Below are 24,745 nucleotides of genomic sequence, written 5' to 3'. Positions count from 1 at the left end.
ATGTACACTGTTGAGCCTAGGGATATAATGCAAACCGGTATGCCCGATATCGTTTTGGTAGGCTGCGGCGGCACCGGCAGCCTGGCGGCCGAGGGCCTGTGCCGGCTTGGAGTTAATTCCAAACTGACGCTCATCGACCCTGACCGGGTAGAGGAGCATAACCTCCGGCGCCAGAACTTCTATGAGGGCGACGTAGGCAGGTTTAAATCCGAAGTGCTGGCTACCCGTCTGGCCCGGCAGTACCGCCGGCCGGTGGAGTACAGCGTTCTACCGTATGAGGCCGACATGCTTGATGGCACCACACATGGCTTTACCCATAAAGCCATGCGGAAATTCATTATCGGCTGCGTCGACAACGCCGCGGCCAGGATAGAAATCGCCCGCAAGATGCCCACGTACAGCTGGTGGCTCGATGCCGGCAACGGACACCATTCCGGCCAGGTCTTCATCGGGGACACCGGTACCTTGGAGGGGCTCCATAAATCGTTCGAGAGCTTCTACAATAACGTAAGCCATCTGCCGCTGCCGTCCTTGCAGCAGCCGGCACTGCTTTTGCCTACGGTTGAGCCGGTAAGAAGGGACTGCGCTGAAGCGGTGAGGGACGAAGAGCAGAGCCCGGTAATCAACCAGGCCATGGCCATGCTAGTGGTCGAGTTCACCCACCGCTTTCTGACGCGGAGGCTATCCTGGATGCAGGCGTATATAGACCTTGATGCCGGCACTCTCAACACGGTCGCTGCCACGCCGCATGCCGTGGCCAAGATGCTGTCGATGAAAGAAAAGTTCCTGACAGAAGAACGCTGCGACCATGGTCGGGCGTTCAGCCAGCCGGAGAATGAAGGTGATTAACATCGCCGGCTACCTGGTGAACGCCCGCGGAGGCCTCCGCGGGGATCCCGGTCTGGGATACGATTATATCATGGCCAGCAATGGATTATTCATTCGAGCATCCAATAAGCACCTGGCCGCGCAGATCCGCATCGCCCCGGCCGAGGTCCGGGGCCTGGCGCCCCTCGAGAGAAAGGTGGAGCTGCTGCACGGGCTTATCCCCAGGCCCTTCTACGACCTTGCCGTAAATACGATGTATGTTAGCAGCGAGCGGGAAACCTACTTCGCGGTCACCTGGGAAGGGCAGTACCGGCTGCGCATGCCTTCCCAGCAGCGAGAGGCCGCCCACGTGGAATATACCGCCTTAGAGAATACTGTGATGGATATCCACTCCCATGGAGCGATACCCGGCTACCACTCGATGACGGATAGCAAAGACGAGCAGGGCTTCGTCATCTCCATGGTCGTGGGCCGGCTGGACACCCTTTTGCCGGAAATAAAATTCCGGCTGTCAGTCTACGGCTACTATTACCCGCTGGAGAAGTGGGATATATTTGGAGGTTAATATGGAAGAAAACATCCAACCTACGGTAAACGAGCAACCCCAAGCTCCGCCGGCCCCGGCGGGGCCTCCGCCTACCTTGTCAAAGATAGTAATCACACTGAAGGGGCCCAAGGCCGTCATCGGCGTCCAGGCCGAGGGATGTGATCCCTACACCGATACAGCCGACCTTACCATCGGAGACAGGGATATCGTCGATGTTCTCCGGAGTGTTATAAACAGCGCCCTGGTTCAGTGGGAAACGGCCCGGACATACCCGAAGTTCGCCGGCACTCTGCCGTCCCAGGTAAAGGTGCCAACCCGCCTAACTACGCCATCACCTGTAGAAACTCCCCGGCGGCATACAACTGCCAGCCCGACGGCCAAGCCCGCCGAGCCGGCGCGTCCGCTGCAAGGCTCCATGTTCTAGGTTAATATTTCCTGCAAAAAAGGGTGGACTAGTTTCCCAGCAAAACCATTGTATTTTAGTCCACCAAAATATTCACGCGTAAAAAGTCTTGTAACTGGAATACTTTCAGTCATATTTTACACTGTCCTTGTCATTTTCGTGCCAAAATATTAGTAAAATAGGTGGTCGATTGAAATAGGGCGGGAGGGAATGTCAAAAGAAAGGAGTAATAACTTGCACATACTAAACCAAGACTTAAGGGATGCACTGAACCTTCTCCAGAAAGTCCCTTCCAAGAAATCAGCAATAGAGATAGCAAGGAATTTCCTGGTTAAAGACGGCAGGCTGACAGCCACGGACCTCGAGATCGCGGTTATGATTAGCATGCCGGGTCTGGAAGGGGAAGAATTCATCATCCCCGGTCAAATGCAGAAGCTACTCAAGACAATACCCGGGTATGAAATGCTTGACATCGGAGTCGGAGATCTGCTGACGGTAACCTGGTCAACCGGCAAGTCCAGCTTCAACAACAAGGCGCAAAAGCCGGCTGACTTCCCCGTCATCCCGGAGCTCGAGGACACGGCCTCGGACATCATCGACGGGGATGCGCTCGTCAATGCCATGTACGAGGCCTTGCCTTACGCCGCAACGGAAGACAGCAGGCCGACCCTTCAAGGCGTATCCCTGGTGCCCCCCGGTGAGGGGGAAGAGGGGATAGAGGTTTTTGCCGCCGACGGTTTCCGGATGGCCTTTAAAAAGCTGGCACTCAAACTGAACCTGGGGGAGACAAAAATCATCCCCCCGAGAGCGGTATCGCTTTTGATGGACATCTGGACGCGCACTCCCACGGAAGCCCGCCGGACAGAGAGCCTCATCGAGATGATCACCGCCAGGCGGCAGATGGTGGTCACCACCAGTTCGTCCAGGAAGGTGATAAAGTTCTCGTTCAACAACATCACGTTCGTGGCACAGCTGATAGACGGAACGATTCCCGACTACAAGCAGCTAATACCCAGCGAGAGCGCTTCAACGGTCAGCTTCTTCGCCCAGGACTTCGCCGCCGCGCTCAGGCGGCTCGGCACCATAGAACCCAAGTCCGGCATCATCCGGCTGAAGTGGGAGAACAACACATTATCCCTGTCGGCCGAGAGTGAGGATGAGGGCACTAGCGAAGAGACGATCCAGGCCAACGCCGACCAGCCCGGGCGTATCGCCCTGAACATCAAGTACCTGGACGAATGCTTCGGCAAGAGAGAAGGCTTCGTCACCATGGCGACCACCACCAGGGATGCACCGGCGAAGTTCCAGCAGCGCGGCTCCCCGGTTATCCTGATCATGCCCATGTTCGCCTATTGGAGTGACGAACCTGCCCAGGAGGAACCGGCTGCCGAGAGCGCGCCGGTCGACGCGCCTGCCGGCGAGGAACCGGAGGAAGAGGTGGAAGAGGGTGGAGGTGAGGAAGAGGTGGTGGTGGAGGGCTAATCATCAAGTCAGAGGTTATCGCAAGATAGCCTCTGGCTCGTGTTACTATAAATAATATGTCAATAGTAATACAAGCGAGAGGCTATCGTGAAAGTAAACATTTCATTCACTAGCGGCTGGGAATTGCTCCCCGCCTGCTTTTCCCGAGAGGACAAGGCGTTACTCATCTCTTTCGCTCGTCGCACCAGTATCACGAATATAATAAAAATATGCCTGATAAGAATAGGCCTGCGATGGCCGCCGGCGGCGGCCCTGGTGCTATTTATTAATACCGACCAGTGGAAGAGGGAGCAGGAGGATAGCAAATGAGAGACCGGCGGTACAGGCTCATGACCAAAGAGCAACTTTTCTGTAAGGCTATCAGCACCGAGGAAAAGAAGGCGGTTGAAAACGCTGTAGGAGAAGCAACCGGGATCCCCGCTGAGCCCGAGGAAATCTTGAAAAGCCAGGCATTAAGGCACTTTCTTTACCGGCTCATAATTGACGGTCCCGAAGATGCGGACCTCCTCGACAAGATGGGAGACTACGCCGCCCCTTATTGCGATGGCTGGAATGCCTGCCGGCATATCACCAGCAGCCCGGAATGCCTTAAGGCTCTATCTCGGAACTGACCGGCTCTTCTTTCTTATCGCAATCGAATTTCAGCCTGTCGTCCTGGATGGTAATCTTGCATTTGGCGCCCTCGTGATAAGCTGATGGCACCGCCCCGTCTCCACTAGATAGCACCTCCCGGGTAAACCTCTCGAAGCCCTCATCCGTCTCAATGTCTACCAGCTCGACCTGGTCATCGAGGTACCCCTTCTCCACCAGCTCCTTCACCTCTTGACACGGGACGCAATTCCTCGACGTGAACAGGGTTATCTTTTTTCCCATAGCCACGCTCCTTATAAAACTTCGGTATGCATTCCTTCATCTGCTGCAGCAGCTCCGGCTTGGAGATCCCCTTTTTGATATTGCAATATGCCAGCGCTTCCTTGAAGAGGGTCTGCTGCGGCTCCTCCGGATAAGCTTTCGGCAGTTTCTTAAGCTGAACTCTAATTGTCATATTAGTAAACAGGGGGCGCTAACCGCGCCCCCTGTTCCTCAGCAAGTCGGCTCCGGGCTATTTCTTCATCTTCGGAGAGACGCAGTCCTTCATCTTTTTCTGAAGTTCGGACTTGGAAATGCCGGGTTTGATCCCGCATTCGCTGGCTACATTCCTGACCTTCTTCTGTTGGGGGGTCAGGGGGTAGTCGCGGGGCAGCGCGGCAATGTAGAAGCCCTTGTTGCCGCCAACGGGATAGGCAGCATCGCTAGCCTTGTACATCTTCGGGCGACGCTTCGGTGCAGAATAGCCTACCAGAGATATAATAGACATCTGATTATCTCCTTTTGAGCTCTGGCCTTCCTGGTCTTAACTGACCTTATTGGCCTTGTCGACCGTTTTTACTATGCTACTTTTCAGGGGAAATGTCAATAGTTACCCAATCCTTGCAGTTGGGACACTTGATGCGCACCGCTCCCCAGGCGATCGCCTGGTAGCCCAGAAAGCGGCCGCAGCCGGGGCAGCGTATCTCCTGGGCCGGCACCATCCTTTTCCCCAGGTCCAGCGCGAAATCGCCAACATTCCTGTCAAGAGATACTTTCAATTTACTCATCTGGACACCTGCACCTCATCAGTGAATTCATCAATGCCGCGGGAAGGCTATTGATGTTGGATACCTGGTCCATGTCGATATTATCGACCATGCACTCGGTTAATTTCAAGTTTTCCTGCTCGCAGCTGACCGGCTTCTTCGACCGCCGCGGGGCCGCCGTCTTCGGAGGCCTCGGCAGGGAGCACAACTTCCGGGCTTCAGCTTCCGTCTTTGCCTTACCGGAGCAAAGCTTGGAACCAATGCAGAACTTCAGCCGGCGCTCTTCCACCGGCATTTTACCCTTCATAAAGGGAGACATGCAGCTGTTATACTTCGCTCTGTCCATCACATTCCTTCCCAGGCTCTCTGGCCACGAAACCTACCTCCGGCGCCGTCAGGTGTTCTTTCCAGATCTCGAATAATCCTTCACCCTCGGCCGTATGACAGCAAACCTGCTTGTTCTGGTCGATGACACAACTGGTGACCAGACCGTCCTCGAATTCAGCCAGCCTTACTACCTGGGGAGACCCGGGCCGGCGCAGCTCCACCGCCTTTTTTACCCCGGGGATATCGCCGAAGTATTTTTTCTGGCACTCCTCGCAGATACCGTGGGTCACCTCCTTGTTTTCGTAAGGAGGCTTCTCCCCCATCTCCTTTGAGCACCAGGCGCATTTTACGATCATTAATCCAGCCCCAGCGCCACCTTTACACTCTGGTATCTGTTGGCTATCAGCAGCTTGCTCGCCTGATCGCCGGCGAATAGCAGACCGACCCTCTTCCCGTCTGTTGTAAAAACCAGCGAGCCGGAGTCGCCGCCGGCGCATATATTATCGCCCTCGGCAATGAACTGGTTCTCAAAAATGGCCATCCCCTTTTCGCCGTAGGAGACGTTGATTGTCACATCAACCTGGGTAATCTCCCCATGGGTGAAGCCGGTGGTGCGCCCGCTCTTCAGCACCTTCATCCCCAGCTGAGGCTCCACAACCTCCTCGGTGATCGGTCCGGCCTCAAGTATCGACTCGTCAATGTCCTCTGTCCGGTCGGGCCGGGCGATAGCGCAGTCCACGCTGTTCGTCAGATTTACTTCCACGGCAAAACGCGTCGCCCGGCCGAATAAGGCCAATATCGCGTTCAAGGCGGTTGCGATTGCCCGGGAAACAGGGCACTTGCTGGGCATGCCCACAAAGTTGATTGGTATATAACCGGAGAGCTTGGCGAAGCTGTCCATCTCCACCGTTCCGCTGTCATGCGGACCGGGCTGGAGGATAACATCTCCGGTAACGGCATCGCCGCTGTTGGCCAGGACATGGCAGTTGGAGAGAACATAAAGGACGCCAGATCTCTTGACATAGCATCCCAGCGTGCCGGCGGTGATAAGGTGATGTCCGATGGAGACGCCGGCCGGCGCCGGCCGATAGCGCCCTGTGTGGCTGGGGGGATCTACCAGGGCCTTGATGTCGCCCACCTCTATGACGTCAGTTGCCTGCCCGTCAATAGCCTGGGGGATGATATCCCTGGCGGCGAGTTGTGCGGCCGGCAACTTCTTCTTCACGCCGACGACGATGGCCACCTCGTCAGTCCGGACCCCGTCGACCACCTTGAACCCCCGTCCGACCGAGACGACGCCGGGCTTCTTTTTAAGCTCCGCTACGACTTTCTTGTCCACTTTTTACCTCTTACAGTTTAGCCTTTACAACCACATTGGCCAGTAAGCATGCTGGTCATATCCTCAACGAAAGCCCTGTCAAGGTCCTCGAAAATCTTGTCCAGATTCTCTCCGGTCTTCAGGTGACTCTTCACTGCCTGGATATAATCGCTGTCCTCTGCGCTTGAAAGCACGTTGCCGACCATTTCAATGGTTTCTACGGTATCCTTAATATAGCACCGGCTCGCGGCCTTGTTTGCTGCCTCAAGCTCTTTGCCGCAATAGTTGAGGAGGTAATTCTTCACCCTTCCATCCTTGATGCTATTAAGCACCTGAGCGACCCGTTCCGATACGTCGAAACTGACCATCTCGCGCTCGAATTCTATTCCTGGCATATGCCACCTCCTAAATTTTGTACCTGTACTCGTAGGGAGCTGCCAGCCCGTCATCGGCAGCCTGGTCACTGAAAACTTCTATCCGTACCGGGCCGTACATCTCCCAGGAGAAAAACCAGAAGAATAAATATATCACCGGGCCGTCAACAGCTACCGTCCAATCATCAGTGGCCACCATCCTCTCCGCCCCCATCAGCGTCTCATAGGCCCGAACCGTAACCGTGGCCGCGATGTTGAATGCCGAGAGCAGCATATAGGCTTCCTTAAGCATCCACCACTGGCCCACGGCGCCAAATGTGAACAAGTCGGCTCCGGGCTGCCCGCTGGTAGCCACCCCCGAATTCCAGTTGGCTGTGGTAGCGCCGGGAACTATGGTAGGCTTCTGTACCAGCCATGCAAGCTGTCCGAGAACACTCATGCCTCTACCTGTTTATCGCAGACTTTACGAAGCTCTATCCAGGACTCGCGGACCGGCAGGGCCGGCAGATTCTCCTTTTCCATCCGGTCCCAGGCATGACATAACACCCAGGCCCGCGCCGCCTTGAAATCGTCGCACCGCGGCGGCTCGGCCGTTACAACCTTGCAGTAGCCGGGGTCCCGCGCCACCGGCTTATCCCCAGTGGCGATATCTATAACCTCCTCCACCCCCTTCTGGATGTTAATCCATTCCCGATTATTCGTGACTTCCTTCAGGAGCTTAAGGAGCTCGCCGACATGGGTCTTCTCCTCGTCGCCTATGCTGGTCAGCACCTTCTTGACTATCGGGACTTCGGTCTCTTCGGCATGGAGAGAATATTGGTTTATCGCGCCCAGCTCCCCCGCGATGTCTTCCCGCAGCGCCCTGGCCAGCTCCTCGTCTCCCACACCTGCCTCCAGCAAGACAGCCTTTTCCGGGATAATCTTGCCGCAGCCAAGCTGGCTTTCAAGCTGGGACAAGGCTTCTTTTAACTTCCACTGTTCGCGATTAGCTATCGCCTGCAGCAGCAGTTTGGCGCGGGCGCTCGGCAGGTCCGGGGTCGGGAAATCATCGATCTTCTTCTTTACCTCGCCAAGAAACTGCCACTCCCGGTCTGACAGCGGGCGCCGCCAGTCGGAGTCATCGATATTGCGGTTTATGCGCAGGACCTTCTCAGCAATATAGCCGCAATCGTAATAATTGGCTTCGTTACCCAGCTCGCGCACAATATCGCCGGCTGCTTCCAGCATCCATGCCAGAAACGCGCCGGCGTTGGTATCACCGCCCTGCATCCGGAGGGGGTTTTTCTCGAGGTTGGCGTTCCAGTATTCTCGCACCCGGCGGGCCTGCTCCGTCGGCTGGGGATAACCTGCATCGCCCATGGACGTCCCCTTCCCCGGCTTGCCGCTTAAAACCTATTTTGCGTCAAACTCAGGGTTTAGTCAAGAGGCTAATACGTCCCCCAGATTAACTCCAGCCTTTCGGAATTCTCCATGTTGTACGGGTAAGGAGGCTGATTCGCTGGTACAAGAGGCTGATTGCACTTGGAAAGAATCTCGCTGGGAAGTTCCATGCACCAAAAAGACTTCTGGCTATGCCCCCACCAGTCGGTCTTTATCCCGACATGATTGAGTATCCACCAGAGAGCGACGGCCACCACCCCCAGGTAATCGTAGGGGCGCATGCCGTAATAAAGATACAGGTAGAGAATATAATCCTCGAGGTTGCCCTGGGTAGAGGGCCTGGGGAAGACCGGCCGGTAGATGCGCATGTTCCGATGCTGATATTCACTCAGCAGGTGATGGGTGATCCCCTTGGAAGTCGAGTCGACCACCTGGTAATCATAGGCCAGGGTAAACCTCTGGGGAAGGCTTAGCCCAAGGGGGAAGCCAAGCAGCTCCTCGGTTTTAAGCACCTCCTCCCAGCTGACTTTCTTACCCACCATGGCCCAGTGCCAGGACTTGGCTCCGCAGATCTTCATCAGCGGCTTCTGGATACCCTGGGCTTCGAATGCCAGACAGTCGCCCACGCGCAAAGGGGGTAAATTTGCAACATTCCAGATATTAGACTTTACCATTGAATTGGCCTCCTCTTAAAGCAGATAGCACCTCGTCTTTCCCCATCCAGCCTTTCTGTATGAATTCGAGAATACCATCTATCATACGCGTTTTCAGCCCCTCCAGCAGCTCCGGCGCCTGGTCCGGGGTAATCGGCCGGATGTTCCCGATAGACCTGTCACCGGTAGGATCCCAGGCCGAGCCGAACGGCTTACCCGGGTCCCAGTCGATGGCATTAAAATAGCCGATGTGGTCTATCACATGGCCGGCCCCGTCCTTGATGGCCCGCAGCGCCGGGAAACGCCGGCCGCACGTCGGGCAGGTGCCGTAATACACCGTGGCGGTACTAACGTTTATCTTGGGGGGCGCTATCGCCGACTCGGGCAGACGCGCCGCGGCCTCTTTTTCTTTACGCTTCTTTCGTGCCATTACCACCCTCCTTCATATTAAAATAAGGACATTCTTTACCTTTAATCGTTACCGGTATAAGCGAATGAGTGCATTTACTCCTGAAGTAGTACGAACATTTGCGACAAAGTTTAATCCTGTACTTGCGGCTGCGAGCCGGGTACTTCTTGACAATCTTCTCCTGCAATTCCAGCGAGAACTTATCTGGCGCACTCATTAACACACTCGCGGAGGTGCCAGTAGCGCACCCGATAGCCACGACGAAATGGCCGGCTCTCAGATCTCCAGTTAAATCTTTCCCCGACCCTTATAAGTTTGCGGCACTTGATACAAAAGTGCCGGCCGCCTTCTACTGTCATATAATCACCATTTTCCGGCATTTACTTCTTCTCCTCCCAGACCTGGATCGCCGGCTCCGGCTGCCATAGCTTAACTATGGGGTGGAGATCCAATACCTTCGCATCGATATCCATGGGATCGGCGGTGTAATAACGCTCCGACATGTCGGCGGACCTGGCAAGCTGCCAGCGCATGAATATCTTGATATCCACCGGCGCTATCAACGGCTTTAGCGCCGTGTTCACCGTGCGCCTGAAGGAATGCCAGCCAGCCCCTTCCTGGTGCTCTATTTTGGACATATAGCATATGCGGTAAAAATAGTTGGTCATGAGGTCCGGCTTCACCGGTCCGTCAAGGCTAGACCTCTCCAGCAGGGGAATTATGCCGTCGGCCAGGAGTTGCCAGCGCTTCTGGCTACCCTTCTCAGCATCCACATAGAACAGTTTCTTCTTGAAATCGAAGCTCTGCCTGGACAGAGCGGCCAGCTCCCCCCGGCGCAATCCGTATATGGAGGCGATGGCCAGGTAGGGCGCATACAAGGGGTCATCCCGGACAGCCTTTATCATGGCCTCGACCTCGCCAAGCGTGAAATCGGGATTAACCACGTCCTTGGCATCGAAGCGCGGGGCATCTCTTTTCCCCATGTCCCAGACCGGCGAATCCTCCTCGTCGATCTTGTCGCGCTCCATAAGCGCCCGGGCCGGGTCGCTGGTGTCCACTTCTCTCCGGCGCTGTTTCTTATCGGCCTCGTGATACACCTTGGCCGCATCGAAGACGCGCTTGACGATCCCGTAGATCTTCCTGATGGTCTGGGCCGCATAGTCAGCCCGCTCCAGGTGCCTCATGAACGCATCGACGAGCACCCGGTTCCAGCTGGAGAAGGGTGTATCGTCGGCGTATTCCAGGAACATCTTGGCATAATACAAGCGCTCTTTCCGGGTATGCTCGGACGACCGCGACAGGTCCGCGGCCATCTGGGCAAGGATTTTGCTATCACGATCTTTCATTTTTAGTCCTTTTTCGGCTTGCAGGTTGCTTTCCGGGCTTGAATATTCAGCGAAACATTGATACCCAGAGTGGCCAGGGCAGCACCTCCCAGGGTCATCAGAGAAGCGAAGGCGGCCTGGCTACCCTGGCAGGACATCACCCCCAGGACGATGCACACCGTCAGCAGGATGATGCCTGCCCCACCGTACAAGGCAATCTCTTTAATGGTCACAATCGTCCTCCTTTTTTAGTCTATGTAGACTATTCCTTGCTATCTGGTATGAGGTAAACATCAGCGGGCATATCCGGAATTTTGCGGAGGTGTGTACGCTGCCACCTCTCCATTGCTTCGGCTTGTTGTAAGGCAGCCTCGACTATAAGTTCCTTGGCTCCTGCTTTTCTTGCCCTGAAAGCCCATTGTCTGACCACCTCGGGAGCGACTATATCCTGCCCCCGGATCAGAAATACCGGTTCATCATCAGGTATCTTATGTTCTGGGTCCTGGATTCGGTTGTAATCCTTTCTGGCGTGTATCATTGTTTTTTCCTTTTTCCTCCGATTAGTCTCTCCAGACTATTTCGTTTTAACCTCAGACTTACGCTTCACCGAAGGTCCCCCATCTACGTCTCTTCCCACTTTTCTCGCTGGTCACTGACTACCGTTTCCATTTCTTCCCTGAGTACAGAATCGGTCTTTAATAAAGATGTCCCCCTGTCCTGTAATTCAGGAGAAGCACCAAACAGCCTCATACCAGCCATCATATAGTCAGCGAGTTTCTCCAGGTCGGCCCCTGGAGGCCCATCAGAAGGCTCAATCTCGATTATGATGATATTTTTATCCCGGCTGATTTTCATTTTCCCCTCCGATTAGTCTCTCAGACTATTTTCTATACTCTTTATCTTCACAAGCAGAGCACAGGTCTGGCTTGACCCAGTAGCACCCGCCCTCGCAGGCATTAGCGTCGGTGCAACCACACACCCGGCAGGTGGGAAAGCCGGAGCAAGCCGAGCACCGGAAGCTTGAGCCTTCCTGGTACTTCACTTCCACCCAGCCGTCCGGGAGCGAGCCGTCTTCCTTGGCTTCCTCGATAATGCCACAGAAGCCGCAGGCGTAGCCGGTAGGCTCAGCGCCGGGAAGAGGAGTGACGTCCTCGGCCAGCAGACGCCATTTGCCCGGGGCATGCTCATAGATCGACTTCACCTTTAGATGGACGATTTCTCCCACGACAAATTTCCTTACTTTGTTGAGGTGCAATGTTATCATTCTTCCCTCCCGAATAGTCTTCTAGGACTGTTAATACAGATAGAACTTTTTAATCACCTCGTAAGTACCGGGCAGGCAATTCATCTCCATGATCTCTTCCGGAGTGGCCCATTGGCTGCCTGGGGGCGTCGGGGTGTAGAGCGCAGGAAACTCACATTCGTAGTAAAGAACTAAGTAATGGACGCCATCTTTAAAGATATTGGTCGTAGCATGAAGGAGCCGGCCTATTTTAATTTTTTGCCCATTAAGCTCTTCGCGGCACTCCCTTGCCAGGGCCTCCTCCGGATCCTCACCATACTCCACCATCCCGCCGGGAAACTCCCAGGTACCCACCAGTTCGGGATTGCGCGGCGTCCCCCTCTCGTCGTGCGACTCGTTTTTCAGGTGGAGGAGTATCCGAAGCGGGGGCCTGACATCTTTGATACAGGCTGCTACCACCGGGATGATTTCCTTATGTTCGCTCACATTCACCTCCCATGTCATGTTAAGTATACCGACGTTTTAGGCCGATTCTGTCAAGTGACCCTTCCTAATAGTCTTTGAAGACTATTCGCTTTTTTGTGCGAAACGATAAGCCCCAACAAGGTAAGAGGCGGCACACATGTACGATATGACCTCGATTTCCTTTTTTGTTGGTTTGAAGCTAGGGAATTTTGCGCTCATAAGAGCGGGCATGAATTTACCTATACCACTTGCATAAAACCAGGGGTAATTCTTTGCCCATTCATTAGCACGTTTAAGAAGAGATTCTGCCAATACCCGCCGTTCCTCTTTTGTTGTTTCTTTCATCGTCCCTCCGGGTATTCCTATTAGAATGATTTACGAGCGTATTATAACACTTTAGGAATGCTTGTCAATAGGCTCTCAGGCGTGGGAGGAAACGAACTTGCTAAAATGCGCAAGTTGTCAAAAGGGGGTATTGATGGTTGCTGATTTACCTGGGGAGGTTTTAGATTCTTCCGGTAAATGGTAACGGGCCGGTGGGTGAAGCCGGCCCGTTACCAAAGGAGGTGCCTTGGCTAGGAAGAGACTAATCCTTGCTCTCGCTTCTTATGACCGAGAGTATCCCGTCGAGCTTCCCTCCAAGAGCCGCCACATCCTTGTCCATTTTTTCTAAGCTTTTGCGGAGTTCGGCAAAAGCTTTCTGGCACTCGGGGAGCATCATCAGCTCCATTTTACACTCAAACTCCTCCTGCCTGCGAACCAGGTCCTGCCTTAGCTCCTCTTGCTCAAGATGCAGTTCTTTTTTTACTTTAACCATGTCGTCCGAGAAGCTCTTGATTTTCGAGTCGAATTTACTCGCCGCCCAGCTGCCGCCCCAAATCCATATTACTACCGATAAGACCACTGGCAGCCAGGGCAGTAATTCAGTAATGTCCATTTTCTATTCCTCCAAACTGCGGGGGACCCCGGAGTCAGTGTGTTGCCATGTGCTGATCGTAATAGTATTCGTTGTTGGCCGGTGGCGGATAATTAAAAATCATACCGCAGACCGGACAGATGAACACCCCGGACGGCTGGGGGGTAGTAGAGATGGACCATTCCTGCATGGCCACGAGGGTGTTCCCGTCGTACAGCCGGCACCAGACTCTCACATAGGGACTCCATGTCCACATAATCGGTGGCATGGCGAACGAATATGTTGATTGCCGCTCAGAATTGGCCGGTATGGTAATGTTGGTATCGGAGCGTGGCACGAAATCGATATCGGGCATCCACCTGACTTTGAGCGTCTTGGCCGCCGGCGAGCCGTTACGAACATTGGCCGTCATATTTACCTGGGTACCGTAGTTGGCGCTGACAGGTCCGGACATATTGTAGATGCCGGTCGGCAGTCCCGGAGCGGCCTGGACGTTTATTGTCCCGAGATCCTGCGACAACAGTATCCCGCTCTGGCCGTAGACGTTGGGGACGTAGAATTCGATCCACTGGACCACCAGCTTCAGCTTATATACCCCGGCCGGCAGTGCCTTGGTAATCGTCATTCCGGTCCCTTCCTGTGTCATTTCATAGGTTGCGCGGGCCTTATTTTGCACCTGCTTGGTCCCGTCGGATACCCACACACCCTTCACGGTATAGTCGCCCGCCCCGTGCAGGTAGTATGAAGTCAGGCTTGCTTTGGCGCCCACCGGCATGAGAGACGCCTTTATCGCGGTGGATTTGATGGTGGAGAAGTTAGTGCCGTAATCGCCGTACAGATACATATGTACCTGGTAGCAACGATCAGCCTTGAAGGGCAGCCGCAATGCGGCTTGTGCCCAGTATTCCTGCTCACTGACCAGCGACGACGGCATATCCAGGGATAGCAGCTCCGCTACGTCGTCAAACTCCGAGGATATCACGCCGGCCTCGCTCTGGATGGTCACCAGTAAAATGTGCTCATCCGGGTACTCGCTTATCGAGCCGGTGAAGGTCACGGTCTGCCCGGGGGCGATGGACTGCGTCCCCATGTCCAGGGCCAGGTAGCGAGGGTAAGGATCGCCGTTATTCTCCAGGTAGGTCTTTACCTCGCCGATCGGATGGGCCGTAGCCGTGACACCGCCGATGTTCTTGATCTTGACAGAGATAGGGACCTGCACCATCCCGCCGTGGGATCCGGGCTCGGTGAACTCAATCCCGGAGGCGTACTCGAGTGAAGCTGTCCCGCCGCCGGTCGAATTTAAGATGATGTCATACTGGTTGACGCCTTCAACCAGGTTCAAAACGTCTTCAAGCGTGCTGTAGCCGTCCCGGCTGCAGGTCAGGTTATAGGCCCCGGGCAGCAAAGACGTGAACTTGTAGCGGCCGTTGCTGGTGGATACTATACTCACGCCGCCGCTGAGTTGCACCAGGGCGCCGGTGATCGGGAGGTTCGTTGTCGAATCCCTGATATAGCCCTCGAGCGTGGCGGTGCCCGGAGCAGCCTCCGCTTCCCTAGACATGGCGATTGCCAGGCCAATGCCGGCCGCTGCAGCGATGCCCAATACAACGACACCGCTTGGCCCTTTCTTCGGTTCATTAGGTTTTGCCATTTCAGGCCTCCTTCACCCATTTTACGGAGCGCCGGGTAAAAAGGTCAATCCCAAAGCAAGGAAATAAGTATAATTAACCCAGGTACGGCGGCTCTTCCTGCTCGCCTGGTATCCAGTCTTTGCCCCAGAGGACATGCCCCGCCAGGACGCCGGCGGCCACGAAAAGCGCGCCGGAAATCAGCCATAAAACCAGGTGTTTCCACCAGCTGATACCGCACCAGAAGATGTCGGCCAGCATGACCGCGCCGAGGAAGATCGCCGCGGCCGTGCCGCAAATAACGCCGGTCCAGTGCGGGTGATAGTGCGCGAAATCGCGCATCATATACGTGAACGGCCGGCGATTCACCGGGTCGTGAATCCAGAGGGCTTCAATGTGAAACCAGAACCAGTAGTACCAGCCTTCGATTACGTCGCCGACCGACCGATAAACTTTCCAGAAGAGCTTTTTCATTTGGTTATCTCCTTCAGGTAGTTATCGAGTTTTTCCGCGTCGACCGGAGAGTTTTCGGTGAAGCGGTTTCGACTGTCTACACAGGCAAAGGCTTCGTCACAGTCGGCCAGCCAGAAGCGCCAGGTCATGGGCTGCAGCTTGCCCCAGGTGACGCAGATCGGTCCGTCCTTAGTGTAGCCGACGACGTCGATAGCGTGGCCCCCCAGCAGCCTCCCGGGTTTATCAACTACATCCCAGGGGAGTCCGGCATCGAACTGGTCGAGCGCCGACTGGCTCAGCATTATGCCGGCAGTCGCGCCGCCCAGCAAGTAGACGCCAGCCTTCACATTCATCATGTCCTGACGGCTGATCTCCGCGAAGGCATAGATGCTATGCGGTTGCCCGCCGGCCGTCCAGCCGGATCGCCAGTTCTTTAATGAGTCAAGTAGCACCAAGCCGCGATCGGGCTTCTTGTCGAAACAGAAACGCTTGCCTTCCTTCCAGTATTCGTCGAGCACCTCCTGGTCGGTGATGGGGAGCACTCTTTTCTGCTCGTACCCCTCGAAGCGGAGGGTCTGGTGGGCCCGGGCGGCGATGACGCAATTCCCCCACTGATCGTTGGCGAACATCGGCGTGGGAATCTGGACCGGGAGGGTGGTATCCACCAGGTATTCATCCGGTATCGGCGGCAGGACCAGACGGAGCACCGCCTTCAGGCGGATGTTCCTGGAGTCGCGCTTTGCTCTTTTCTTGCCGAGCTTATAGGCGAATTTCATTTCTTAATCCTCGCTATCTGGTAGATATTCCAGCACCAGATTAGCGCGTCGAAGATAGCCAGCCCCCAGATAAGGCCGACCAGGCGCTTCTCCTCCGGTTTCTCTTTCACCTACTTCGCCCTCAACAACAGCCTGGTGGCTACCAATCCCGAGCAACGATTACTCTGTCGTAGGCCAGGCGGTGACGGCTACAGCCAGCAGCCCCAGGCCGACCCCCAAGCTCACCTTTTGATTTTTATTCATGGCGCGCCCTCCCAAAATTACTTTGTCTTCTCAACACAATTATGGATTGCGTTTATGGCCAGGTCAAGAGCCTGCTCGTAAAGCATCCCCTTATTGTCGATCCCGGACTCCTGCTCATTGTACCTCTGGTATTTATCGAGTACGCCTACATACTTCTCATAAGCTGCGTTAGAAATTGACTTTTCCTCAATTAACTTCCTGGTGTGCTCCCGCAGCTTATCCAGGAACTCCACTCGATACTCCCGGTCAAACCTGTCCCAGCCGCGAACCATCCCTTGAGAGACATTGACGATGCGGATGAGGTCTATAGTTAAGGCCCGGCATTCTTTTACTTCACGTTCTGCGCTCATACTACCTCCACTGTGTATATCTCAGCATTAGGAACATTATCAAAGTAAGCAAACGGGACAGGCTGTAAAGGGTCTCCCATATTGTACTCGTTGACCAGGTAGTTGCCGCCGGAAATGCCGCCTATGTAAATATAGAATCCATTCAAGTCTCCTGGTCCGGTACATCGCAAAACGTCTCCGGCTTTATATTTCGGAGAGCTCGAAAAGCCGTTAGATTTGAATAAGAAGTAGGCGCCGGTCCCAATCGCAGCTAAAAGCGCCAAAATTCCAGCGGTCCTCATACTACCTCCTCTTTGCTATCTGGTAGATATTCCAGCACCAGAGCAGCGCGTCGAATATGGCCATATTTAAAATCCCCACTTGTAATGGTCAGCGGCCTGGTGGCTGGTCCAGCCAGTACCGAAGGCGGCTACCGCCTGGCCGGCCCGCTTCTTTTTGGATGATATACCCGCCCCGGCGGTGATAGTTGCTATCCCTAATACCTTGGCCGGTGTCCCATGAAAGAAACTGCGACCACCCGCCAGCGGGTGGTCTATATCCGGCAGGACGCCGCCTATGCCCCCGAAGATGAACCCGGGTATCAGTCCCTTTCCCCTGGCCCCCAGGATGGCACAGGCCGCTAATCCGGTGGCGGCCCCCAGCAGGAAGTGCAGGCCGGCGTACTTGATTGTTTCTGCCAGCGGCGGGAAGACATAAGACTGCATCTACTTACCTATATACTCGATATAAACTCGCCCTACCAGGCTGGCGGCGTTCGCATCAAGTATCTGCCCCACTATCCAGCCATCCGTCGCGGAGGAAACATCCTGGCAAACCACATATTTTGTCTGGGTACCACCGTCTCCCCCCACCCATGAGTCGTTTACCTGCGCGGCGTTCAGGTCGAGGTCATCAAAGAATTCTACACCTCTGTTTGTTCCCGCCGCGTCGTCGGCGATGCCTACATCCAGGTGCGAGCCAGCAGTCCCACCGACAGTTGTGACCTCGATGGTCACTTTTTTGATTAATATGTCTTGAAGCTCCGGATTATGCCAAGAGAATCCTATATCATTAGCAGCACCAGCTACGAGGGGAACAGAAGCCGTGCGAACCTCCCCGGGAGCTATATAATTTTGATTATCCTTGTAGGTAACGTTTGTGTAAGTGCCGGCGTTGTAGTATGGAGTAGTCGCCGAGATATTGCTATTTTTTATCAATACAGGTGTTGCCGAACCGGCCTCTAGGGATATCCCTCTAAAGGTACTACCCAGAATAAAAGTGCCGTCGATAATTATATCAGTGGTGTTGCTAAATCTAAGCCCATGAGTAGTGGGATTGATTATCTGTGGGTCTTTTATGTTAATATTATCGCAATAGTAAAATTGATTCATTGAGCATCCATATTCTATATTGTCCTCGAAGTTTAAACCTATTACATAGCCGAACTTGGTACAGTAATTACCCCCGCCGGTGCAGTTATTAAATGTATTTCCTAGAACATTGACTCCGATTATTTCCGTCCCGGCGCCACCCGTCATATCGATAGGATTCTTCCCCGTAACATCCAAGAATGCATCGTTGGTTATGTTGATATTCTTCGTGCTTGCCGCGACTGTAATATTCGCGTTGTTAAATGTGCTGACATCTACCAGCACATTATCCGTTTCATATAATATTCCTATGGTGATGTTGGCTATGGCAAGTTTCTCACCGTTGAGAGAACAGTCGTTTACTTTCAGGTTCTTACAACCCCGGACCCCGAAGTAGCATTCAGTTGGTTCATCGTTGTTCTCCAGCGTAGACCCGGATATAGAACTATCATTAACTACTCGTAATATACAACCGCCATAGAAATGACTGTTATCTATTTTCAAGTACCTGCCGAACGAAGCCAGGAAAGCTGGAGATAATGCCCCGATGCCGCTAGGCATTATGAAGGTGCTATCCACAATTGTTACGTTGCTGAATTCTCCACCGGCCACACCTTCGATATGAACGCCGCCCTCCTTGGCCATGTCGTGCATATAGGACCTTGATAATATACAATCTAATCCCCTTCCCCTGAAGGGGCGGTGCCGGCTATTTGTTATTTCCACTCTGTCCAGTAGGAAGCGATGTCCGTTATAAAAATCAATCTCGTAAGCTGCCCCGCAATCGGTTGATATACTGGGCCAGTTGGTATTATTGCCATTTATTTTAAGATTGCATAGTCCACATCCATCGCCAGTGAAGTAGAATGTACTCATAATAGACAATAGGGCCGAGCCAATGACGTAAACTGCCGTCGCTGGAGTAGTAAGAGTCAACTGCGTAGAACTATCGACGGATTGAATAACATAGCTATCGGGAACAAGTCCTATTCCGATGCTTTCACCGGCATAAAAGTCGGCAGTGCTTACCACATGGACGATAGAATCACCGATATTTAACTGAGCTGTGAGGGATGTTATCGGCTGGTCTTTTACGTCGAAAATAGTGTTCCACCCTTGTCCCCAACCGATAACATTGTCTTTGGTTATATTCTGGTCCTTGGTAATTTTAAAATGGCCAGTCGAAAAAGATATAATACCGCCACCTAATGGTAATGCATCTACGGCAGCAAGGATTTGCCAGTCATCATTTATGCCATTACATAGGAAGTCTGCCTGGGACTTTTCTCTTGAGCTGGCGTCATTCGCTGCTATTGTAATAGTAGCAGTCCGAACACTTTTTAGTATTTCCAGCGCCATTACATAGCCTCAATTACATAATCCCACCCGATGGATTGCCCATCGTCGGCGGCGTTGTCGCTCTCGCAGGTTACCCGTACCACCTCGCTGATTCCCATAATCGAGTCGATGGTGGGCCGACCTGGACCATCGGCGGCGACCGAAAAGGTCTGTTCATAGAAGCGGCGCTCGGTGCCGTTAATCTGCTTATACATGCGGATAGTCAGGTTGCCAGCGATAGCGTTCATGTCGATGAATAGAGAATGCAGCTTATATTTGGTATCGTTGGCGCCTATGCTGACCAGGTCTGCCTCCGCGGCGTTCCAGTTGGCAACGGTAGCACCGACCAACGGGGGCCGTCCCGCCAGCCTGGGAACCTGCACTACAGTTCTGATATCATTCATTATTCGTCCTCCAGCCAGGCCCGAATACTGCCGAGCCTGACAGTCGCCGCCCCGCCGGCGCCGGTCGGGAAGTAGAAGTTGAGATACCAGGGAAGATTGGGAATATCGTTCCAGGAACTATTGAAGGGCCCGACCAGATCCTCATTGAAATAGAAGTTGACGAACTGCCGCGAGGTTACTATTTTCAACTTATTGACCAGAGTGAGGTCTTCACCTGTTACGTTCCAGTAATCTTCTGATCCCGCATCATCTACCAAACACCTAAAAAGTGTATTCCCTACACCGGACAAATGCCACCCGATAATATTCTGGCTTGCTCTAGTATCAGCAATTCCGGACGTCAACCCCATGAAAAAACCGGTATTGACGAAATTTGCTCGGTCGGTCAGTTGAAATTCAAATTCCAGGTTGAATTTTCTGAGAATACGGTTGACGCCATAATTTTCTGCCGGTGCTACCCACCTCTGGTTGGACCGGATACGGCAGTTTTCATTGGCATTTGGCGATGCGTAGGCCATGAGAAGGTCATTAACCGCACCCCTGGTCCAGGCCGCGCCCGTGGCTGGGTCGGTGATCGTCCAAAGAGCCGCATCAATTCCTAATTCGTCCTGCCAACCTTCGTAAAGGCTGACCAGCGGGCGACGGGCAGCGGCAAGGTTTCGCCTCGCGCCTCCGTAAGATTCTATTTGAAGTGCTCCTATATCTGATGGTCTCATGTTTAACCTCGCTAAACCAAGATACGGGCGGGCTCTGAGCGGTAGCAATTCCCATCGTCATCGAAACAAACCAATATCCCGTCGCAGTAGGCGATTTTCCAGATGTAGTGGCCAGCGTTCAGTATGTCCAGCCCTTCCCAGTGCTCACCGTAATCAGACGACCTCCATATCCTGCCGTTCCTGTCGCCTATGATGACTAACCCATCGCCCAGGTAGGTAAAATCGCTCTCTGTCCCCACGGGCGAAATGGGACCCAGTCCGGTCCAGGTTAAGCCCCAGTCGATTGAACGATAAAAATTCAAGTCGCGGGCCAGCATTGCCATGCCATGTGGCATGGCGCACATACCAGTTAAGCCCGATGGAGTTGGGTCGATTATCCCCAGGTCAGCCCATGTCAAACCGGCATCGATAGACCGATATAAATGACCATCACCCCACGAATTACAAGCGAGCACAATATCCTTGCCGAGGTAAACCATGGACATTACATCGCTACCGGCAGGTGCGATGACGCCCAGGTCAGTCCATGTCTCTCCATAATTAACCGAGCGATAAAAATGCCCGGCGCGGTCACCTCCTACAAGAATGCCATTACCCAGATGGCACAGAGTATAAACCGCGTCTCCGGCGGCGGTTACAACGCCCAGATTTACGAAATGCTCGCCCATGTCATCGGAATACCAGAACTTACCTTCGCCGTCCCCGAGACCGACCCGGCCAGAACCCATATATACTGCGGCTCGCTGAGGATTCGGTGAAAACCTGCCTAGATTCTCCCAATCGATACCGTAATTTCTTGACCGGACAACGAATCCGCTATTTACCATACCTATTAAGGTCCCATTTTCCAGACTAATAACCATCTGTGTGGAATTGCCGAAAGAGTACCACCTTAGTCCCAGACTTGCCCAGTGTTGCCCGGGCAAGTCTAACTGAGCGGCCGCATTGACATCGGTCCGGGCGTAATTTACCAGGTCATTTTTCCAGTTTCTATTCATGTGCGTCTCCTATGTGGCCGTAGCGTAGCTGTACTGGCCGGTGATGGCATAAGGACCGCCGCCGGTCGCCTGGACGGTAACACGCAGTTGGTCGCCGGTGAGCTCTGGCAGCCCGAACATATCCATGAGCGAGAAATAAGTCGTCCAGTTGACGCCGGTGATGTCGAATGTCTGTACCACAGTGGCCACGTCGTTGACCAGCTCGTACAGTCTGACTCTGACGTTATTGGCACCCGGGTTGGCGCACTTGAGCCGGAGACTCCGGACTGAGTACCTGGTGCCGGCCGCCGCCAGGTTGAGTATATTGGTTTCCGCCGCCGCGATGGCGTTGATGGTCACCGGAACGTCGGCCTGCTCTTTTAAGGAACTAGCCAGGTCAGGGTGAATCAATATAATTTCGTCGCCAACTTGAAGCTGGGTCGTAAAGGCCAGGTGTGTTACAGCGGCCGCGGGACCGCTGAAGGCGGTGACTGACCGCCGCTCCGCCTGGGGCGCGGCTATGACTGACTCGGTGCTCCGCCCATCCTTGGTAACATAGATAGTCCAGCCGTTGAAATACCCGTCGGGAAATTCGAGCAGCCTTGCCGCTATGAACTGGGTAGGCGATACAACGCTGGTAACCTGGGCCCATTGCCAGAGCCCCTTTTCAATGATAGTAGCATTTCCGGACTCAGGCATAGCTTACTCCTAATCCTGCTCGGCTATCATTACCACACCATCGGTAAGTGGTCCGGCCGGGGTGCAGATCCATAGCGCGGAGGCCCGAGCAACCTTAATGGCGATAGACTCGTTACGAGTCAGCGGGTACGAAGCCAGTGGACTCTCCGCTGATGTCTTTGAATAACCTAGCTGGATGTTGCCAGCATTGGTCGGTAAAGCCTTGACGAGAAGCTTCATGTCATAGGGGATGTCATAGCTTACCAGCTGCTTACCTTCGCCGATGGCCAGTGGACGGATAACGTCAATAATGACTCCAACCGGGTTTTTGAGCCCCCCAAGGCCTAGCCTTGCCTCAATGACCGCTAGCTTCTCATTTGTTTCCTGGGCGCTCTGGAGGAGACCGATGAGGGTGGCCATAGCCTCTTCATCGAGGTGGAATATGTCTCCACTGCCGGTACTAGCGCTCGCGTTCTTAGACAAGAGAGCGGCTATCAGGGCACCGACACCACCGGCAGCCAGGATTTTCAGTGCGTTATCTGCCATGGTGTTCTCCTTTAAGCGCCGAACTCTTCAACCTCTACCAGTACCTGGGTGCCGATTACCGGGACGCCGATCGCTCCGGCGATAACGTAGACATCGCCGAGTCTTCCGGCGGCGCCAGCGGCGGTATTTCTGACAAACTCGACGGCCGGCAGTTCCTCTTCGGTCCAGATCGTGTCAATGGCGTTGATGGCCACTAGGGTTGGGAAGAGCTGGACGAAGGCCGCGGCATTGTCCCTGGTACCGATGAATATGGATTGGTTGGCGCCGGTGACCTGGTAGACTACCAGCTTGCGAATAATCAGGGTACGCCCGCCCTGGCCAGCCGCCAGCCGCACGGGAAGGGTATGGAGAAGGTCGCCGCCGGCTGCCACGGTCGTAGTTACCCAGCCAGCGTTGCCTGCTTTGCGTAAACCTTTAATCGTTATGTCCATTTAGTTCGCACCTCCTATATTTAGTGACCCTCGGCCGGCAGCCAAGTCGAAGCCGTCTTACCCGCTTCAATCGCATCTGAAGTGGCTGCGTCGAGTTTTACCAGGGTGTACCGGTAGCCCCAGAACGCGAACCGCGCTGAGGCAACGACCACCGGATTGGGATTGCGGACCTCGAGGTTCATGTCGCGGTCGCGGCCGATTATGAAGAAGGTGCTCGTGGCGCCAAAGGGATCCACCGCTCTCGAAAAACGGGTCACCCTTGCTTGCACGGACATTGTGGTGAAGCGGCCGGTACCGGACGGCTCCCAGAGGATACCCTCGACATCGTCGAGAGGCTCCCAGCGGAGATGGAGAAGCTCGTCGGCCTGGGGCTGCAGGAATGTCACCGGAAATTTCTGGATGGTGCCGACCACCAGGGCCGTTGTCGCGGCCAGGGTCGTGCCTCCGGCAGCCGTGATGGCCTCAACAACCATCGGGGCGGAGCGCGGCAGCGGCTCGATCTTGTCTATACGGAAGTGGCTCCAGCGCTGCAACGTCCATACCGAAAGGTTTTCCTTGATTTGCGCCACCGGTGAAATGGGGCCAGGATCGTAAAGATTCGCGATTTCTCTCGACATAATTCCCTCCTTGTCTGTCTATCTTTAGAGAGAAAATTTATATTGGTTTTACTTTCGTCGCCGGCGATAGGCCGACCTGCCGGTCCACCATCCAGCACTTGTCCGACGGCAGTGGTCCGTTGTCGTACCAGCGCAGGGTGTGACAGACGATAATCTCCGGATCCAATGTCGCCACTCTGTGGCGGACTCCGTTAAGCATGAAATACGCGGCCACCGGTAAGGTATTCAGTGCTACCTCTACCGGCGCCGGTGTTACCGGCTCCGGCGCTGCTGCCCGGGCGGCTGGTTTTGGGATTACTTTTCCTGACATAAAACCCTCTTCCTCTATGACAGTACTACTATGACAGTACTACTATGACAGTACTACGATCGTGCCGGTGGTCAGTGCGATATAGGTTATGGACCAGCTGATGGTTCCGGCGGTTGTACCCGCGGCGCTGGTGCAAACGATATTTCCGGAGGGCATGTACCACGGCATTGTCGCCGGTACTGCCGCGGCGACGCCGGCGACAATGGGTACAGCCACGTTCCCGGGAACGATCAGGTCCATATTGGCCGCCACGCCATTCAAGTCGTAAAGGCCGTCATCCATGGCCACCGCATCGGCGGTGATCTGTATGGCATTGGCGCCGGCCGGCATGACGACGCCGATACGCCCGACCATATGGAGTATGACGATAACACCATTGACGGTGAAAAGATTGTGAGCGCCGCCAGCTGCATAGACTTCCGCCGGACGGGTCAGAACTTTAACTGCGCCTGGTGATAAGACACCCGATGCAATGTGCTCTTTCATGTTAACCTCCTTTGTTTCTAAGCTAACCACTGGGGGGGGGCTTCCCCCCCCCAGGACGTTAGCTTAGAACTTATCCGACGGCGGTTGCCAGGATCACGCGGAACTCCGTGAAGGCCACGGTACCCGTAGGCGAACTGGCGATCCTCGCCGCCATGCG

General features: G+C 54.4%; 41 protein-coding genes. 5 read left to right on the top strand and 36 right to left on the bottom strand.

Annotated features, from left to right (window positions below; genetic code table 11):
* The 5 genes from WC359_12460 (at position 1) to WC359_12440 (ending at position 3,871) form a co-directional block, all read left to right on the top strand.
* Positions 1-849, top strand: coding sequence for a ThiF family adenylyltransferase (locus WC359_12460; protein ID MFA5401251.1), 849 nt, complete (start codon positions 1-3; stop codon positions 847-849).
* Positions 842-1,393 (top strand): hypothetical protein, encoded by a 552-nt coding sequence (locus tag WC359_12455; protein MFA5401250.1) that lies wholly within the window; start codon positions 842-844, stop codon positions 1,391-1,393. The genes WC359_12460 and WC359_12455 overlap by 8 nt, the downstream gene beginning before the upstream one ends.
* A gap of 1 nt (position 1,394) precedes the next feature.
* Positions 1,395-1,799: a hypothetical protein gene (locus WC359_12450; GenBank protein MFA5401249.1), complete on the top strand. Its 405-nt coding sequence runs from the start codon at positions 1,395-1,397 to the stop codon at positions 1,797-1,799.
* 213 nt (positions 1,800-2,012) lie between these two features.
* A complete protein-coding gene (locus WC359_12445; GenBank protein ID MFA5401248.1) occupies positions 2,013-3,260 on the top strand; it encodes a DNA polymerase III subunit beta in 1,248 nt (415 codons plus the stop codon).
* Positions 3,261-3,565: 305 nt separating this feature from the next.
* Entirely contained in the window at positions 3,566-3,871 is a 306-nt protein-coding gene (locus WC359_12440) for a hypothetical protein (GenBank protein MFA5401247.1), read from the top strand.
* On the opposite strand, the gene WC359_12435 is transcribed toward WC359_12440, so the two are convergent.
* From WC359_12435 to WC359_12260, 36 genes are all read right to left on the bottom strand, one after another.
* Complete coding sequence (locus WC359_12435; GenBank protein ID MFA5401246.1) at positions 3,849-4,133, bottom strand: hypothetical protein; 285 nt, start codon at positions 4,131-4,133, stop codon at positions 3,849-3,851. The two genes, WC359_12440 and WC359_12435, sit on opposite strands and share 23 nt — an antisense overlap.
* Before the next feature lie 229 nt (positions 4,134-4,362).
* Positions 4,363-4,617 carry a hypothetical protein gene (locus tag WC359_12430; protein MFA5401245.1) on the bottom strand — a complete coding sequence of 85 codons (255 nt, stop codon included), beginning with the start codon at positions 4,615-4,617 and terminating at the stop codon, positions 4,363-4,365.
* A 76-nt stretch (positions 4,618-4,693) separates the two neighbouring features.
* Positions 4,694-4,897, bottom strand: a complete 204-nt coding sequence (locus tag WC359_12425; GenBank protein MFA5401244.1) for a hypothetical protein — start codon at positions 4,895-4,897, stop codon at positions 4,694-4,696.
* Positions 4,890-5,222, bottom strand: a complete 333-nt coding sequence (locus WC359_12420; protein ID MFA5401243.1) for a hypothetical protein — start codon at positions 5,220-5,222, stop codon at positions 4,890-4,892. Before WC359_12420 ends, WC359_12425 begins: the two co-directional genes overlap by 8 nt.
* Complete coding sequence (locus tag WC359_12415) at positions 5,203-5,559, bottom strand: hypothetical protein (protein MFA5401242.1); 357 nt, start codon at positions 5,557-5,559, stop codon at positions 5,203-5,205. Before WC359_12415 ends, WC359_12420 begins: the two co-directional genes overlap by 20 nt.
* A complete protein-coding gene (locus tag WC359_12410) occupies positions 5,559-6,542 on the bottom strand; it encodes a hypothetical protein (GenBank protein ID MFA5401241.1) in 984 nt (327 codons plus the stop codon). The genes WC359_12415 and WC359_12410 overlap by 1 nt, the downstream gene beginning before the upstream one ends.
* A 17-nt stretch (positions 6,543-6,559) precedes the next feature.
* Complete coding sequence (locus WC359_12405; GenBank protein ID MFA5401240.1) at positions 6,560-6,916, bottom strand: hypothetical protein; 357 nt, start codon at positions 6,914-6,916, stop codon at positions 6,560-6,562.
* A gap of 10 nt (positions 6,917-6,926) precedes the next feature.
* Positions 6,927-7,334, bottom strand: a complete 408-nt coding sequence (locus WC359_12400; protein MFA5401239.1) for a hypothetical protein — start codon at positions 7,332-7,334, stop codon at positions 6,927-6,929.
* The gene (locus WC359_12395) at positions 7,331-8,254 is read right to left on the bottom strand and encodes a ferritin family protein (GenBank protein MFA5401238.1); all 924 of its coding nucleotides are present in this window, start codon (positions 8,252-8,254) and stop codon (positions 7,331-7,333) included. The genes WC359_12400 and WC359_12395 overlap by 4 nt, the downstream gene beginning before the upstream one ends.
* A 68-nt stretch (positions 8,255-8,322) precedes the next feature.
* On the bottom strand, positions 8,323-8,949 hold the full coding sequence (locus WC359_12390) for a hypothetical protein (GenBank protein ID MFA5401237.1): 627 nt from the start codon (positions 8,947-8,949) through the stop codon (positions 8,323-8,325).
* On the bottom strand, positions 8,936-9,358 hold the full coding sequence (locus WC359_12385; protein ID MFA5401236.1) for a hypothetical protein: 423 nt from the start codon (positions 9,356-9,358) through the stop codon (positions 8,936-8,938). The genes WC359_12390 and WC359_12385 overlap by 14 nt, the downstream gene beginning before the upstream one ends.
* Complete coding sequence (locus tag WC359_12380) at positions 9,339-9,554, bottom strand: hypothetical protein (GenBank protein MFA5401235.1); 216 nt, start codon at positions 9,552-9,554, stop codon at positions 9,339-9,341. The genes WC359_12385 and WC359_12380 overlap by 20 nt, the downstream gene beginning before the upstream one ends.
* 163 nt (positions 9,555-9,717) lie before the next feature.
* Complete coding sequence (locus WC359_12375; GenBank protein ID MFA5401234.1) at positions 9,718-10,683, bottom strand: hypothetical protein; 966 nt, start codon at positions 10,681-10,683, stop codon at positions 9,718-9,720.
* Between the two features lie 2 nt (positions 10,684-10,685).
* Positions 10,686-10,895 (bottom strand): hypothetical protein, encoded by a 210-nt coding sequence (locus WC359_12370; protein ID MFA5401233.1) that lies wholly within the window; start codon positions 10,893-10,895, stop codon positions 10,686-10,688.
* A gap of 29 nt (positions 10,896-10,924) precedes the next feature.
* On the bottom strand, positions 10,925-11,200 hold the full coding sequence (locus WC359_12365; GenBank protein MFA5401232.1) for a hypothetical protein: 276 nt from the start codon (positions 11,198-11,200) through the stop codon (positions 10,925-10,927).
* An 83-nt stretch (positions 11,201-11,283) separates the two neighbouring features.
* Positions 11,284-11,517, bottom strand: coding sequence for a hypothetical protein (locus WC359_12360; protein ID MFA5401231.1), 234 nt, complete (start codon positions 11,515-11,517; stop codon positions 11,284-11,286).
* 25 nt (positions 11,518-11,542) lie between these two features.
* Positions 11,543-11,926, bottom strand: coding sequence for a hypothetical protein (locus WC359_12355; protein ID MFA5401230.1), 384 nt, complete (start codon positions 11,924-11,926; stop codon positions 11,543-11,545).
* A gap of 30 nt (positions 11,927-11,956) precedes the next feature.
* Complete coding sequence (locus tag WC359_12350) at positions 11,957-12,391, bottom strand: NUDIX hydrolase (protein ID MFA5401229.1); 435 nt, start codon at positions 12,389-12,391, stop codon at positions 11,957-11,959.
* An 81-nt stretch (positions 12,392-12,472) separates the two neighbouring features.
* Positions 12,473-12,715, bottom strand: coding sequence for a hypothetical protein (locus tag WC359_12345; GenBank protein MFA5401228.1), 243 nt, complete (start codon positions 12,713-12,715; stop codon positions 12,473-12,475).
* Between the two features lie 241 nt (positions 12,716-12,956).
* Positions 12,957-13,307 carry a hypothetical protein gene (locus tag WC359_12340; protein ID MFA5401227.1) on the bottom strand — a complete coding sequence of 117 codons (351 nt, stop codon included), beginning with the start codon at positions 13,305-13,307 and terminating at the stop codon, positions 12,957-12,959.
* Positions 13,308-13,341: 34 nt separating this feature from the next.
* Entirely contained in the window at positions 13,342-14,937 is a 1,596-nt protein-coding gene (locus WC359_12335; GenBank protein ID MFA5401226.1) for a carboxypeptidase-like regulatory domain-containing protein, read from the bottom strand.
* 73 nt (positions 14,938-15,010) lie between these two features.
* Entirely contained in the window at positions 15,011-15,388 is a 378-nt protein-coding gene (locus WC359_12330) for a hypothetical protein (protein MFA5401225.1), read from the bottom strand.
* A complete protein-coding gene (locus WC359_12325; protein ID MFA5401224.1) occupies positions 15,385-16,074 on the bottom strand; it encodes a hypothetical protein in 690 nt (229 codons plus the stop codon). Before WC359_12325 ends, WC359_12330 begins: the two co-directional genes overlap by 4 nt.
* 329 nt (positions 16,075-16,403) lie before the next feature.
* A complete protein-coding gene (locus WC359_12320) occupies positions 16,404-16,736 on the bottom strand; it encodes a hypothetical protein (protein ID MFA5401223.1) in 333 nt (110 codons plus the stop codon).
* The gene (locus tag WC359_12315; GenBank protein MFA5401222.1) at positions 16,733-17,017 is read right to left on the bottom strand and encodes a hypothetical protein; all 285 of its coding nucleotides are present in this window, start codon (positions 17,015-17,017) and stop codon (positions 16,733-16,735) included. Before WC359_12315 ends, WC359_12320 begins: the two co-directional genes overlap by 4 nt.
* A 66-nt stretch (positions 17,018-17,083) precedes the next feature.
* Positions 17,084-17,440, bottom strand: a complete 357-nt coding sequence (locus WC359_12310) for a hypothetical protein (protein ID MFA5401221.1) — start codon at positions 17,438-17,440, stop codon at positions 17,084-17,086.
* Positions 17,441-19,444, bottom strand: coding sequence for a hypothetical protein (locus WC359_12305; protein MFA5401220.1), 2,004 nt, complete (start codon positions 19,442-19,444; stop codon positions 17,441-17,443).
* Positions 19,444-19,827 carry a hypothetical protein gene (locus tag WC359_12300; GenBank protein MFA5401219.1) on the bottom strand — a complete coding sequence of 128 codons (384 nt, stop codon included), beginning with the start codon at positions 19,825-19,827 and terminating at the stop codon, positions 19,444-19,446. Before WC359_12300 ends, WC359_12305 begins: the two co-directional genes overlap by 1 nt.
* On the bottom strand, positions 19,827-20,543 hold the full coding sequence (locus tag WC359_12295) for a hypothetical protein (GenBank protein MFA5401218.1): 717 nt from the start codon (positions 20,541-20,543) through the stop codon (positions 19,827-19,829). The genes WC359_12300 and WC359_12295 overlap by 1 nt, the downstream gene beginning before the upstream one ends.
* 11 nt (positions 20,544-20,554) lie before the next feature.
* Complete coding sequence (locus WC359_12290; protein MFA5401217.1) at positions 20,555-21,541, bottom strand: sialidase family protein; 987 nt, start codon at positions 21,539-21,541, stop codon at positions 20,555-20,557.
* A 9-nt stretch (positions 21,542-21,550) separates the two neighbouring features.
* Positions 21,551-22,219: a hypothetical protein gene (locus WC359_12285; protein ID MFA5401216.1), complete on the bottom strand. Its 669-nt coding sequence runs from the start codon at positions 22,217-22,219 to the stop codon at positions 21,551-21,553.
* A 9-nt stretch (positions 22,220-22,228) separates the two neighbouring features.
* On the bottom strand, positions 22,229-22,744 hold the full coding sequence (locus WC359_12280) for a hypothetical protein (GenBank protein MFA5401215.1): 516 nt from the start codon (positions 22,742-22,744) through the stop codon (positions 22,229-22,231).
* Between the two features lie 11 nt (positions 22,745-22,755).
* Entirely contained in the window at positions 22,756-23,175 is a 420-nt protein-coding gene (locus tag WC359_12275; protein MFA5401214.1) for a hypothetical protein, read from the bottom strand.
* 20 nt (positions 23,176-23,195) lie between these two features.
* The gene (locus tag WC359_12270) at positions 23,196-23,792 is read right to left on the bottom strand and encodes a hypothetical protein (GenBank protein MFA5401213.1); all 597 of its coding nucleotides are present in this window, start codon (positions 23,790-23,792) and stop codon (positions 23,196-23,198) included.
* A 37-nt stretch (positions 23,793-23,829) separates the two neighbouring features.
* Entirely contained in the window at positions 23,830-24,102 is a 273-nt protein-coding gene (locus WC359_12265) for a hypothetical protein (protein MFA5401212.1), read from the bottom strand.
* A 42-nt stretch (positions 24,103-24,144) separates the two neighbouring features.
* On the bottom strand, positions 24,145-24,588 hold the full coding sequence (locus WC359_12260; protein MFA5401211.1) for a hypothetical protein: 444 nt from the start codon (positions 24,586-24,588) through the stop codon (positions 24,145-24,147).
* Positions 24,589-24,745 lie beyond the last annotated feature (157 nt).

Source organism: Dehalococcoidia bacterium (assembly GCA_041653995.1).
Classification (GTDB): Bacteria; Chloroflexota; Dehalococcoidia; order GIF9; family UBA5629; genus CAIMUM01.
Note: the sequence above shows the minus strand (reverse complement) of the source record. Positions and strands in the feature narration are given on the sequence as shown.